This is a genomic window from Citrobacter sp. CK198 (genome assembly GCF_030333295.1).
Lineage (GTDB): Bacteria > Pseudomonadota > Gammaproteobacteria > Enterobacterales > Enterobacteriaceae > Citrobacter_B > Citrobacter_B koseri.
Map to the genome: position 1 here is coordinate 497,607 of NZ_JAOWGE010000034.1, position 13,453 is coordinate 511,059.

Annotated in this window: 10 protein-coding genes; 7 read left to right on the forward strand and 3 right to left on the reverse strand. The window is 55.1% G+C overall.

Features of this window, described 5'->3' with window-relative positions:
- The first annotated feature begins 85 nt into the window (after nucleotides 1-85).
- Entirely contained in the window at nucleotides 86-145 is a 60-nt protein-coding gene (locus OGY62_RS17365; RefSeq protein ID WP_075203763.1) for a type I toxin-antitoxin system Ibs family toxin, read from the forward strand.
- A 99-nt stretch (nucleotides 146-244) separates the two neighbouring features.
- On the opposite strand, the gene yegD is transcribed toward OGY62_RS17365, so the two are convergent.
- Entirely contained in the window at nucleotides 245-1,597 is a 1,353-nt protein-coding gene (gene yegD, locus OGY62_RS17370; protein ID WP_104869119.1) for a molecular chaperone, read from the reverse strand.
- A gap of 135 nt (nucleotides 1,598-1,732) precedes the next feature.
- On the opposite strand from yegD, the gene alkA reads away from it, so the two are divergent.
- Entirely contained in the window at nucleotides 1,733-2,602 is an 870-nt protein-coding gene (gene alkA, locus OGY62_RS17375; protein WP_286460332.1) for a DNA-3-methyladenine glycosylase 2, read from the forward strand.
- On the opposite strand, the gene OGY62_RS17380 is transcribed toward alkA, so the two are convergent.
- Entirely contained in the window at nucleotides 2,570-5,899 is a 3,330-nt protein-coding gene (locus OGY62_RS17380) for a diguanylate cyclase (RefSeq protein WP_286460333.1), read from the reverse strand. The genes alkA and OGY62_RS17380 overlap by 33 nt on opposite strands.
- A gap of 327 nt (nucleotides 5,900-6,226) precedes the next feature.
- Here OGY62_RS17380 and udk point away from each other — a divergent pair, with 327 nt between their 5' ends.
- The 3 genes from udk to asmA all read left to right on the forward strand — a co-directional run bounded on the left by udk (nucleotide 6,227) and on the right by asmA (nucleotide 9,416).
- On the forward strand, nucleotides 6,227-6,868 hold the full coding sequence (udk, locus tag OGY62_RS17385; protein ID WP_024130192.1) for a uridine kinase: 642 nt from the start codon (nucleotides 6,227-6,229) through the stop codon (nucleotides 6,866-6,868).
- A gap of 91 nt (nucleotides 6,869-6,959) precedes the next feature.
- Nucleotides 6,960-7,541: a dCTP deaminase gene (dcd, locus tag OGY62_RS17390; protein WP_012131692.1), complete on the forward strand. Its 582-nt coding sequence runs from the start codon at nucleotides 6,960-6,962 to the stop codon at nucleotides 7,539-7,541.
- A 21-nt stretch (nucleotides 7,542-7,562) separates the two neighbouring features.
- On the forward strand, nucleotides 7,563-9,416 hold the full coding sequence (gene asmA, locus OGY62_RS17395) for an outer membrane assembly protein AsmA (protein ID WP_115625708.1): 1,854 nt from the start codon (nucleotides 7,563-7,565) through the stop codon (nucleotides 9,414-9,416).
- A gap of 171 nt (nucleotides 9,417-9,587) precedes the next feature.
- On the opposite strand, the gene OGY62_RS17400 is transcribed toward asmA, so the two are convergent.
- Nucleotides 9,588-11,171 (reverse strand): TerC family protein, encoded by a 1,584-nt coding sequence (locus OGY62_RS17400; protein ID WP_058669389.1) that lies wholly within the window; start codon nucleotides 11,169-11,171, stop codon nucleotides 9,588-9,590.
- Nucleotides 11,172-11,862: 691 nt separating this feature from the next.
- On the opposite strand from OGY62_RS17400, the gene OGY62_RS17405 reads away from it, so the two are divergent.
- Both OGY62_RS17405 and wzb read left to right on the forward strand, forming a co-directional pair.
- A complete protein-coding gene (locus OGY62_RS17405) occupies nucleotides 11,863-13,002 on the forward strand; it encodes a polysaccharide export protein (RefSeq protein ID WP_012131699.1) in 1,140 nt (379 codons plus the stop codon).
- Nucleotides 13,003-13,007: 5 nt separating this feature from the next.
- The gene (wzb, locus tag OGY62_RS17410) at nucleotides 13,008-13,451 is read left to right on the forward strand and encodes a low molecular weight protein-tyrosine-phosphatase Wzb (RefSeq protein ID WP_286460334.1); all 444 of its coding nucleotides are present in this window, start codon (nucleotides 13,008-13,010) and stop codon (nucleotides 13,449-13,451) included.
- The last annotated feature ends 2 nt before the right edge of the window (nucleotides 13,452-13,453 follow it).

The following is a 13,453-nucleotide window of genomic DNA, read 5'->3' on the forward strand; positions in this document are numbered from 1 at the left end:
AAAAAGGAGGTAAGCCACAGCTTTCAGCAGGACGCTGGAACGGGAAAGCCCCTCCCGAGGAAGGGGCTAAAATAAGGAAAGGGTTATGATGAAGTGCGTCATCATACTGGTGATACTCTTAGTGATTAGCTTTCAGACTTACTAAGACACCAGGGGGAGGGGAAACCCTCCCTAACCCTCACTCCTGAAAATAAGCCACAGCAAAAATAATGTCAATCTGCAAGCCGCTCAGCTTGCGAGGCGGTTAACGAAATACGACGTCCGCCCATCGCGCAAGACCGGCGGTGACGGAGCCGAAGTCATCGCCGCCAGCAATCGGAATGCCCGGCAACTGCTCCGCCAGCGCGTTTTTGATCAGCGGTGAGCGCGCGCTGCCGCCGGTCAGGTAGATGACATCCGGTTTTTCCTGCGCATTGTCCAGCGCCAGCTGTACCTGCTCCAGAATACGCGCCAGCGGCTGGCTCAGCGCGGCTTCCAGCCCCTGCTGACTGACAGACGTCGCCAGCTCATCGCTGATAAACGGCAGCGTGGTGAGGATATCGGGCTGCCCGGACAGGGCGATTTTGCTCTCCTCCGCGCTGCGTACCAGACGATAGCTGAGGCGCTGACGCCAGACTTTAAGCAGCAGCGCGACTTTATCCGCATCGCGGGCGTCCCGAACCAGCTCGTTGAGCAGGCGACCGTTGGCGCTGCTGTAGAAATCGCTCTGTGCGGGAACATCATTGATCGCGACAGCGTTCCACCACGGCAGAACCGGCAATGCGATGCCTTTTTCGGTTTCGCCGCCCATGCCCAGCAACGGCATCAGGTGTTTAAACGCCAGCGCGATGTCCAGGTCGTTACCGCCCACGCGACAGCCGCTGTGCCCGAGCAGGCTGGAGGCGCGGTCAGCGCGCTGATGCCACTGCGGCCCCATCAGCAGCAATGAACAGTCGGTCGTCCCGCCGCCAATATCCACCACCAGTACGCGCTTCTCTTCCTGCAACGTGGCTTCATAATCCAGACCCGCCGCAACCGGTTCAAACTGGAAGACGACATCCTGAAAACCGGCGCGTTTTGCCGCGCGCTCCAGAATGCCTTGCGCCTGGCGGTTGGCCTCATCGCCACCCAGCCCCTGAAAGTTAATTGGTCGACCGATCACCGCCTGCGTGATGCTTTCCGGCAACTGCGTTTGCGCCATATGACGGATGTGCAACATCATCGCGCAAACCAGATCCTCAAACAGCGCAACCTGCTGCGGTTTTAGGCCGTTAGCGCCGAGGAAGGATTTTGGCGATTTAACGAAGTAAACCTCTTCCGGGTCGTCAATGTAGTGGCTCAGCGAAGCCAGCCCGAACTGCACGCTACCTGCGCCGACCTCAATATCTTCTTCACGGTTGTAGCGCATTGCGCGCCGCAACAGCGCCTGTGTTTCGTCATCCGTCGCCGGAACCGCGTGATGGCGGTACAGCCACTCGCTGACGGCTTCACGCGTCGGGGCGCAAAGCATTGAGGGCAACAGCGTGCTGTTATTTTCCATTTTTAGCAGCTGCGGTTGCCCGTCGCGCATGACGGCAACGGAACAGTTTGCCGTGCCGTAGTCAAAACCAATAAACACCTTAATAATCCCCATGCCAGTGAAGAAGGGGCGTGACTTTAACGAAATGTTGTAATCCCGACAACTGGAATATGAAAGCAAGGCGCGGCGTTTGAATAGCGTTTATGCTGAAGGAGAATAAAAACAGGAGTCGCAATGTATATCCTAAGCTGGCAGCCGCCTTATGACTGGTCCTGGATGTTGGGTTTTCTCGCCGCGCGTGCGGTGAGCGGCGTCGAAACGGTTGAGCCCGCGCGTTACGTTCGCAGTCTGGCGACGGGAGAACATCGGGGACTGATCGCCGTTGTACCGGAGCACCAGACGCATACGCTGCGCGTAACCCTGAGCGCGGGCTTGTTGCCCGTCGCCGAAGAATGTCTGGCAAAAATTGAACGCCTGTTCGATCTGCGCTGTAACCCCGATCAGATTGCCGACGCGCTCGGCAGTCTGGGGGCTGCGCGACCGGGATTGCGCCTGCCCGGCTCGGTGGATGCCTTCGAACAGGGCGTAAGGGCGATACTCGGGCAACTGGTCAGCGTGGCGATGGCGGCAAAGCTGACGGCGAAAGTCGCCCGTCGTTATGGCTATGTGCTTGCCGACGCGCCGGAGTATGTCTGTTTCCCCACGCCGCAAACGCTGGCGGCGGCGGACCCATTCGCGCTTAAAGCACTGGGGATGCCGCTGAAACGCGCGGAAGCGCTGATCCATCTGGCGCGTGCGACGCTGGATGGAACGTTAGAGACGGTCGCGCCGCCGGATATTGCGCTGGGGGTGAAAAACCTGCAAACCTTTCCTGGGATTGGGCGCTGGACGGCCAACTACTTCGCGCTGCGCGGCTGGCAGGCGAAAGATATCTTTTTGCCGGATGATTATCTGATTAAACAGCGGTTTTCGGGAATGACGCCCGCGCAAATCCGCCGTTATGCGGAGCGCTGGAAACCCTGGCGCTCCTACGCGTTGCTGCATATCTGGTATACGGATGGCTGGCAGCCGTCAGTTGATGGCGAAATAACTGGTGTTCAGTAACAGATCCAGCGGTTGGGCATCGGCAATGACGTCGCCGTAAATCAGATCGATGCCAATACCGGAAAGCGCATCCATGATCAGCGGCATTTGTACCGGGCCGGCAATGGTTCTGACGCCCAGCCGCTGCGCATGGCTCTGAATAATCGATACCAGCATTTCATCCATTAAATTACCGTGAAGGCTGGCGCAGAGTTCGCTATCAAGCAACAGGTAGTCAGCCATGTGGGCGCTTAAGCAATCGAAAAGCGCCAGGTCACGGTTGACCTGGCTGAGAACAATGCGACAGCCCGCCTGACGCAGTGTTTGTATCGCGGGTATGGCCTTATCGGACTCTTGCATCAGGACATGTGCTGGGATAAGCAGATGCAATAAGCGCGGCGGAAGTGGGCTGCGCTCCAGCTGTTCGAGCAGCTCATCAATGAATGTTGCGCGGCTGAGTCCGGCGGCGGAAAGCGGCAGGGCGATGCTCACCCCCTTACTGGCGACGGTGGATGCCGCGTGCTGGAAAAATGTCTGAAACACGCGACGATAGAGCGCGTGGCTGAGTTCGGGATCGGTTAGCCCTGCGCGGAATGCCTGCTCCTCCATGATTTCGCCGTCGCTGGTCCACAGCCGCAGCGAGATCAGCCAAAAACCGCACGTTTCAGGGATGCGCGGCGACGCGACCCCGCGGGCGATCATCAATAGAGGGTTATCTTTGATTATGCGCCATTGTTCATCCTGAGACGTGACTTCCCGCTCGCTGTGCGCCTGTTCCTGCTGCGCTTCGTACACGGTGACACATCCCCGACCGTTGTTTTTAGAGGCATAGCAGGCGATATCCGCCTGGGACATCACGTCTGCCGCCAGACGATTGGCGTTATTGATTAGCGTGATTCCGGCGCTGGCGCCAATGGGGTGTTCGCGGTCTTCCCACGTAAAGCGGTATTCATTAATCGCGTTGACGATCCGCGTAGAAATAAAGCGCGCGCTGTCGATATTGCAATCCGGCAGCAGGAGGCCAAATTCGTCCCCGCCCAGGCGGGCCAGCATATCGCTGGAACGCAGCATACTGAGCATTAAGGCGGCCAGTTCGCGAAGCAGCGCATCGCCTGCGGCATGCCCGGCGCTGTCGTTAACGGCTTTAAAGCGGTCAAGATCAATAAAGACCAGCGCATGATGCTGGCGCGTATCGCGTACCGTAAGCAGGATTTCTTTCAGATGGCTTTCAAAACTGACCCGGTTAGCCAGGTGGGTGAGGGCGTCATGAGAGGCGCTGTAGCTGAGCTGGCGCAGCATTTTCCGCGATTCCGTGACGTCCTGAATGACCAGTACGGAGCCGATATTCCCGCCGTCCAGCGTACTGAGCGGCGTAATGCTGTAATGAATGTCGTAGCGACCGCCGTTGCGACAGTGAAGCACCACATCCTGCTCAATGGCGGAACGCGACATATCCGCGCTATAGATATTTTCCATCAGCGGGCCGTTATCGCCAAAAGTGATGCGCAATACCGTCAGCAGCGGGATGCCGATCGCATGCTCCTGCTGCCAGCCGCTCATCTTTTCGGCGACAGGGTTCATAAAGGTTACGTTCATATCGACGTCAATACAGACAACCGCTTCCCCGATGGAGTCCAGCGTAATGTGCAGGCGTTCTTTTTCCTGATACAGCGCCTCGTTAAGCTGTTTGACTTCGGTCATGTCCATGTTGATGCCAAGCAGACGTTCCACGTCGCCGTCTTTATCCAGCACCCGGTTCGCCAGGGCGCGGATATGCCGGATGCCATCTTTTACGCCAATCCTGAATTCGAGCTTAAAGGGGAGACGCGCCGCCAGAGACTCGCGGATGATCTTTTCCGTCGGTGCGCGGTCTTCCGGCAACAGGCAGTCGTGCCAGAGTTGCCAGGTGGGTTTGATATGCGGCGGAACCTCATACAGCTCAAACATGCGCTTATCCCAACTGATCACGTCAGGCCGCAGTTCCCATTCCCAGATGCCGATACCGCCCGCTTCGTTCGCCAGCGTAATCCGCTCCATCAAGCGCTTGTTTACCCGTTCGGTATGTTTCAGGTCGTTGATATCTTCAATTTGCGCAATGAAATAGAGCGGGGTGTTGTCGCTATGGCGAACCAGTGAAACGGCCAGTAATGCCCAGACCACATCGCCGTCGCGGGTGTAATAGCGTTTCTCCATGGAATAGCTGTTGATATCGCCGCGCACCAGCATATTCAGCTGTTCAAGGTCGTTATGCAGATCCTCAGGCCAGGTGAGCTGTTGAAAGGTGAGGGCGCGCAGTTCATCCTGGCTGTAGCCAAGAAACTGACACAATGCCTTGTTGGCCTGTAGCCATTGGCCTTCGGTGCCCACTAACGCCATGCCGATCGCGGAATATTCCATCGCGTTACGAAAGCGTAATTCGCTTTCCGTGATATTTTTTTGTTCCGCCCGAAACGCGTACATCACCATTGTCATGATGTTGACGGGCAGCAGGATCATTAAAAGCGGCAGCCAGGGAACGTTCATCATGGCGTATGTTTTGGGCGTTGACAGCAGCTCCGGGTCGGATGCCAGCATCAGCGACGTCATCATGACGGTGGCGAGGAAGATCAGAAACGCTTCCATACGCGGCAGACGTATCGCGCTCCACATCAGCAGAACGATAATGCAGGTGAAAGGCCACGGGACGTACAGCATAGAGAGCCAGCTTAGCCCCAGCGTTATTGTCAGCGTAAGCAGCGTTTCAAGCAGTAAACGGGGATCGCGATGGCGAAGCAGGTAGCGCGGTTTAAACAGCAAGCCTAATGGCACCAGCGCCAGCGCGCCGATAGACTCGGACAGAATCCAAATCAAAAATGTTTTTACTGGCGTCCCTTCGGGCATCAGCAGCCAGAGCAGCGCGCCTCCCAGTAACGGTGGAATCACCGCGCTGCCCGTCGCCAGACGGAGCCAGTCATTCAGATTTTGTAAGGGGTTATACCAGGGCAGTAGCTTACGTAACAGGATTGCGCCGACCACCGCTTCAATAATATTGATCGCCGTCCAGCCAAAATTTAGCGAACCGGCAGGAGAAAAAACGAGTGACGCGCTTATGCTGCCGAGGGAACAGACCAGTGCGATCCCCGGCCACATCCGTCCGGCGTGGCGATAAAAACCGACCATCATGATTGACGTCGGGAACCACAGCGGCGCTAGCGGCGTATCGAAACGCGACAGTTCCAGCGAGAAGAGTGTAAAGATAAAGGTGAGCAGACCTAAACTGACGAGACGCAGTAGAGGGTGAGGCAAGGTAACTAAAACATGTTGGGTTTGTTTACTCATTACCACGTTATCCGAATAGCCCTTGCCGTCGCGGAGGGCCCGGACGCGTCAGTTTTCATTCAGGATCATGCTAGTACAAACAATTTACGATTTATACGTCAGCGGCTCATAATTTGACATCTCCGGGGGATTAATTCCGGCATAAACGAATAAATCCGGCAGCTGCTTTAAAAATAATCATTTTAATTTGCGACAAGGAGAGATGGACGGCAATTTAGCGTTCTGTTATCTCGACTGGTATCGTGCCGCTGAAATCCCTATAATTGCCGCGTTTGACGCTTCGGCGTCGCCCTCCCTAACATCCAGGTTAATCAGGTCGCTAAATTTATGACTGTTCAGTCTCATCAGTGCGTCATTATCGGTATTGCTGGCGCATCGGCTTCCGGCAAGAGTCTTATTGCCAGTACCCTTTATCGCGAATTGCGTGAACAAGTGGGTGATGAACATATCGGCGTTATTCCCGAAGACAGCTATTACAAAGATCAAAGCCATCTGTCGATGGAAGAGCGTGTAAAAACCAACTACGACCATCCTAATGCGATGGATCACAGTTTGCTGTTCCAGCATCTGCAAGCGCTCAAGCGCGGTTCGGCGATTGAATTGCCCGTATACAGCTATGTTGAACATACCCGCATGCAGGAAACCGTTCGCGTCGAGCCCAAAAAAGTCATTATTCTTGAAGGGATTTTGCTGCTGACGGACGCGCGTTTGCGTGAAGAGATGAACTTCTCCATTTTTGTCGATACCCCGCTGGACATCTGCCTGATGCGCCGTATTAAGCGCGACGTCAACGAGCGTGGGCGTTCAATGGATTCGGTGATGGCGCAGTACCAGAAAACCGTACGCCCGATGTTCCTGCAATTTATTGAACCTTCCAAGCAATACGCCGATATTATCGTACCGCGCGGCGGTAAGAACCGCATCGCGATTGATATTCTGAAAGCGAAAATCAGTCAGTTCTTTGAATAAGCCCAGCGAATTGTGTACCGTTCAGTGATAACCTGGTTCGCCCTTGACGCGTTGCACGTTAAGGGCCTGATGCACGAAAGGAGAAAGTGCCATGCGTTTGTGTGACCGAGATATTGAAGCCTGGCTGGATGAAGGCCGCTTGTCGATCAACCCGCGTCCTCCTGTTGAGCGTATTAATGGCGCGACGGTGGATGTGCGCCTTGGCAATAAATTTCGTACATTTCGTGGCCACACGGCTGCGTTTATTGATTTAAGCGGCCCGAAGGATGAGGTCAGCGCCGCGCTGGATCGCGTGATGAGCGATGAAATCGTGCTGGATGAAGGCGACGCGTTTTATCTTCATCCGGGCGAGCTGGCGCTGGCCGTGACCTTTGAGTCCGTCACGCTGCCGCCGGATCTCGTGGGGTGGCTGGATGGCCGTTCCTCGCTGGCGCGTCTTGGGCTGATGGTGCACGTTACCGCGCACCGTATCGATCCCGGCTGGTCCGGTTGCATCGTTCTGGAGTTCTACAACTCCGGGAAATTACCGCTGGCCCTGCGCCCGGGAATGCTGATTGGCGCCCTGAGTTTTGAGCCGCTCTCCGGCCCTGCCGCACGCCCTTATAACCGTCGCCAGGATGCGAAATACCGCGATCAGCAAGGCGCTGTTGCCAGCCGGATTGACAAAGACTGAGTCTGCTCCACTGAGGATAGCATGAGACGATTTCTGACGACGCTGATGATTCTCCTGGTCGTGCTGGTGGCCGGTTTCTCGGCGTTGGTGATGCTGGTGAATCCGAATGATTTCCGCGCGTATATGGTGCAGCAGGTCGCTGCGCGTAGCGGATATCAACTGCAACTGGATGGCCCTCTGCGCTGGCACGTATGGCCTCAACTCAGCATCCTCTCTGGACGGATGGCGCTGACGGCGGAAGGCGCCAGCGAACCCCTGGTTCGGGCCGACAATATGCGCCTGGACGTTGCGCTGTGGCCGCTTCTTAGTCATCAGTTGAAGGTTGAACAGGTGATGCTCAAAGGCGCGGTCATCCAGTTGACGCCGCAGACGGAAGCGGCGCGCCGGGAAGACGCGCCTGTTGCGCCAAAAGACAATACGCTGCCGGATGTCCCGGAAGACCGTGGCTGGTCTTTTGATATCAGCAGCTTACGCGTTGCTGACAGCGTGCTGGTGTTCCAGCATGAAGACGACGAGCAAATTACGGTTCGCGATATTCGCCTGCAAATGGAGCAGGATGAACAGCATCGCGGGACGTTTGATTTTTCCGGGCGGGTGAACCGCGATCAGCGCGATCTCTCGCTCTCCTTCAACGGAACGGTCGATGCGTCTGACTATCCGCACAACCTAACGGCCGGTATCGAGCAGCTCAACTGGCAGTTGCAGGGGGCCGATTTACCGAAACAGGGTATTCAGGGCCAGGGGCAATTACAGGCGCAGTGGCAGGAAGGGCAAAAAAGGCTCTCTTTCAGTCAGCTCAGTTTAACCGCCAACGACAGCACCCTGACCGGGCAGGCTCAGGTGACGCTGAGCGATGAGCCGGAATGGGCGATCGATCTGCAATTTGGCAAGCTGAATCTGGATAACCTTCTTCCGCGAAATGACGTGGCAAGCGCATCCAAAAACGTGGCGCAAACGGGGCAGCAGTCGACGCGGCCGCGGCCGGTTATCGCGTCCCGCGTTGATGAACCCGCTTATCAGGGGCTAAAAGGGTTTTCTGCGGCCCTCTCTCTGCGGGCGGATAACGCGCAGTGGCGTGGCATGGCGTTTACCGACGTGTCGGCGAAAATGACGAATCAGGCCGGTTTGCTGAATATCGTCGAGTTGCAGGGGAAACTCGACGGCGGTGAGATTTCTCTGCCCGGTACGCTGGACGCGAGAGCGGCAAATCCGCGCGCCGTGTTCCAGCCGCGCCTTGAGGATGTGGAAATCGGCACGATTCTGAACGCGTTTGACTATCCCATCGCGCTGACCGGTAAAATGTCGCTGGCGGGTGATTTTTCAGGCGCGGATATTGACGCCCAGGCGTTTCGTCACAGCTGGCAAGGGCAGGCGCATGTTGAAATGCGCGACACGCGTATGGAAGGGATGAACTTCCAGCAACTGGTGCAGCAGGCGGTAACGCGTAGCGGTGGCGATGTGCAGCAATCGCAGCAGAATTTTGATAACGCGACCCGTCTGGATCGCTTTGTCACCGACCTGGCGCTGGATAACGGTAAGCTCACGCTGGGCAGCATGGAAGGGCAGTCTGCAATACTGGCGGTTTCCGGTAATGGCGCGTTGAATCTTGTTGAGCAGACCTGCGACACGCAGTTTAACGTGCGTGTGCTGGGCGGCTGGACAGGTGAAAGCAAGCTGATTGATTTCCTGAAAGAGACGCCGGTTCCGCTGCGCGTATACGGTAAGTGGCAGGCGCTGAATTACAATCTCCAGGTTGACCAGATTCTGCGTAAGCATTTGCAGGATGAAGCAAAACGTCGTCTGAGCGACTGGGCGGATCGTAATAAAGAGACTCGCAACGGTAAAGACGTGAAGAAGCTGCTGGATAAGCTGTAAGCGAATCTGAATGCCGGCTGTGAAAACAGACAACATTTGTAGGCCGGATAAGGCGTTTACGCCGCCATCCGGCAACACCCTACGCCTGATGGCGCTGCGCTTATCAGGCCTACAACGACACAACCGTAGGCCGGGTAAGGCGTCAGTCGCCACCCGGCATGCCGTTCAGCCTTACACCTCGTAATCTAACTCGTCATCGCTACGTAACGGAATAATCTGCACTTTCTGTACGCGGTGACTCTCAACCTGCAAGGTTTTCAACAGGTAATCTCCCACCTGAACCTCTTCTCCGGTTTTCGGCACACGTTGCAGGTATTCCATCAACAACCCCGCGATGGTGTGGTACTCGCGTTTCTCATCCAGCGGCAGCGGAACGTACTGCACCAGATCTTCCAGCGGCATATGGCCGTTGGCGGTCCAGGAGCCGTCCGGGTTTTTCTGAATATCGTGACGGGCGTCGATCTCTTCCACTTCGTTCGGCAGATTACCGGCGATGGTTTCCATGACGTCGCTCAGGGTTACGATCCCTTCAACGGAACCAAACTCATCCACGACAAAAGCAAAATGCGTGCGGGCGTTACGGAACTGCTCCAGCGCCGGAAGCAGTGGCAGCGTTTCAGGAAACACCAGCGGTTGACGGATCAACGCCCGCAGATCGAGGGGATCGCCGCGCAGCGATTGCTGTAGCAGGTCGATGACATGCACCACGCCAAGCAACTCTTCCTGTTCGTCCTCTCCGGTCACTACCAGACGCGTATGCTGGTTTTTTTCCAGCAGGGCGCGAATTTCCTCTTCAGGCGCGTCGAGATCGATGTGCTCAATATCATGGCGCGAGGTCATGATACTGCTGACGGTGCGCTGGTTGAGGTTCAGCACCCGTTCAATCATCTGCCGCTCTTGCGGGTTGAAAATCTGGCTGTCGTCATGATCCGCCAGCATGGCGGAGGTGTCAGCATCCAGCTCGGCATCCTCCTTTTTCCCGCTGAGCAAACGCATCACCGCTTCGGTGGTGCGCTGGCGCAACGTATGGTTGGCGGATAAGAAGCGACGACGGTTGAAGATCGCCAGTTGGTTCAGCGCTTCAATCATCACCGAGAAGCCGATCGCGGCGTACAGATAACCTTTCGGAATATGGAAGCCAAACCCTTCCGCCACCAGGCTGAAGCCGATCATTAGCAGGAAGCTGAGGCAGAGAATCACGATGGTCGGGTGGCTGTTCACAAACCGGGTCAGGGATTTACTGGCCAGCAGCATCAGGCTGATGGCGATAATCACCGCCGCCATCATCACCGCAAGGTGTTCAACCATCCCCACGGCGGTAATGACTGAGTCGAGGGAGAAGATGGCGTCCAGCACTACAATTTGCGCCACCACGCCCCAGAATTTCGCCCCTTTGCGTTGGGTGGGGTTATCGCTGTCTTTCCCCTCCAGCCGCTCGTTGAGCTCCATCGTGGCTTTAAAGAGCAGGAAGAAACCGCCAAACAGCATAATCAGATCCCGGGCGCTGAAGCTCAGGTCGCGTATGCTGAAGAGAGGCTTCGTCAGCGTGACCAGCCACGATATGGACGCCAGCAACAGCAGGCGCATGATCATCGCTAACAGCAGCCCGGTAATGCGCGCACGATCGCGCTGCGCAGGCGGCAGTTTTTCAGCGAGGATGGCAATAAAGACCAGGTTATCAATGCCGAGGACTAACTCGATGACGATAAGCGTGACGAGTCCGGCCCAGATTGATGGATCGGCAATCCATTCCATAGTGAGAATAATACCTTTCGTTATATGACAGTTGTCACAATTCGATCATGGATAAAGCTGGCGCAAAATGCAATGACATAACGTCATTTCTCTTTCTTTTATATCAGGCTTTTATGCTGAAAACGTGGCGGAAAAATAACCATAAAGTTTCCATATGGTACGGTTTTTTGAATGTGGATATATTTCGGAAATATCGCAGGTTAGGCGTTAAATATAGAATTTGTCAACATCAATAAAATCCTAAAATTATAATTTCGCCACGCTTAATATTAATCTTAAAAAGGGTGAAGTACAGGCTTGTTACCTTGCCTGCTATTACGTTAACTGCAACAATTCTTGCAGCATTAATGGTGGGCAACAAAAATATCCTGTCGCCGTCAAGCAGGCCATTACTGAGTAACTTTTTTATTTCCTGTGATGTTTCTCTGTCGCGAAGAAGAGGAAATAAAGAGGATTATAAAAACCTAAATTAATCAGTGTATTGGTAGCTAAAAAGCCAAGGGCGGTAGCGTGTCTGATAACCTGGTGACAAGTCTGAATTATTCTGTCAATAGCCTACGGATGAATCCAAATTTTTTAGGACTGATGCCAGTTAAATTTCTTTTCAATTAACTGCAATGTAAATGTGTACAGGCGAAGTCGCTATTTAAATTGCACGGGATAATTACTCTGCCAAAGTGATAAATAATCAATGATGAAATCCAAAATGAAATTGATGCCATTATTGGTGTCGGTAACCTTGATAAGTGGTTGCACAGTACTTCCGGGCAGCAATATGTCTACGATGGGTAAAGACGTGATCAAACAGCAAGACGCTGATTTTGATCTCGACCGTATGGTGAATGTCTATCCGTTGACGCCGCGCCTGGTGGAGCAATTACGACCACGTCCAAATGTGGCGCAGCCCAATATGTCACTGGACCAGGAGATCTCAAGCTACCAGTACCGCGTCGGCCCAGGCGATGTTTTGAATGTGACGGTCTGGGATCACCCGGAACTGACCACGCCTGCCGGGCAGTACCGTAGCTCCAGTGATACCGGCAACTGGGTTCAACCCGATGGCACCATGTTTTATCCCTACATCGGCAAAGTGACTGTGGTGGGCAAAACGCTGGGTGAAATTCGCAGTGATATTACCGGGCGCTTAGCGAAGTACATTGCTGACCCGCAGGTGGACGTTAATATCGCCGCTTTCCGCTCGCAGAAGGCGTATGTCTCCGGGCAGGTGAATAAATCCGGCCAGCAGGCGATCACCAACGTGCCGCTCACCGTTCTTGATGCCATCAACGCCGCAGGCGGTCTGACCGAAAACGCCGACTGGCGCAACGTCGTGCTGACGCACAATGGCCAGGAGCAGCGAATTTCTTTGCAGGCGCTGATGCAAAACGGCGATCTCAGCCAGAACCGGTTGCTCTACCCCGGCGACATCCTGTTTGTACCGCGTAATGACGATCTGAAAGTCTTCGTGATGGGTGAAGTGAAGAAACAGAGCACCCTCAAAATGGACTTCAGCGGTATGACGCTCACCGAAGCATTGGGTACGGCGGAAGGTATCGACCTGACCACCTCCAATGCCAGCGGCATCTTCGTGATTCGACCGCTGAAAGGCGAGGGCGGACGCAATGGCAAGATCGCCAATATTTATCAGCTTGATATGTCTGATGCCACCTCTCTGGTGATGGCGACGGAGTTCCGACTGCAACCTTACGATGTGGTGTACGTCACGACCGCACCGGTTGCGCGCTGGAACCGTCTGATCAATCAGTTGCTGCCGACCATCAGCGGTGTCCGTTATATGACGGATACGGCCAGCGACATTCATAACTGGTAAACGTCATGTTTAACAAAATCTTAGTTGTTTGCGTGGGGAACATTTGCCGTTCCCCGACGGCAGAGCGCTTGCTGAAAAGTTATCACCCGTCGTTAACGGTGGAGTCCGCCGGGTTGGGCGCGCTGGTGGGAAGGGGCGCCGACCGGTCGGCGGTCAGCGTGGCGGCGGCGCATAACCTCTCTCTTGAAGGTCATTGCGCCCGCCAGATCTCCGGGCGTATGTGCCGGGATTATGACCTGATTCTGGTGATGGAAAAACGCCATATCGCCAGACTGTGCGAGATGGCGCCAGAGATGCGCGGGAAAGTGATGTTGTTCGGCCACTGGGACAGCGAGCGTGAAATACCCGACCCGTATCGCAAAAGTCGCGAGGCGTTTGAAGCGGTGTACACATTACTTGAAAGGTCTGCTCGCCAATGGGCGCAGGCATTGAACGCAGAGCAGGTATAACA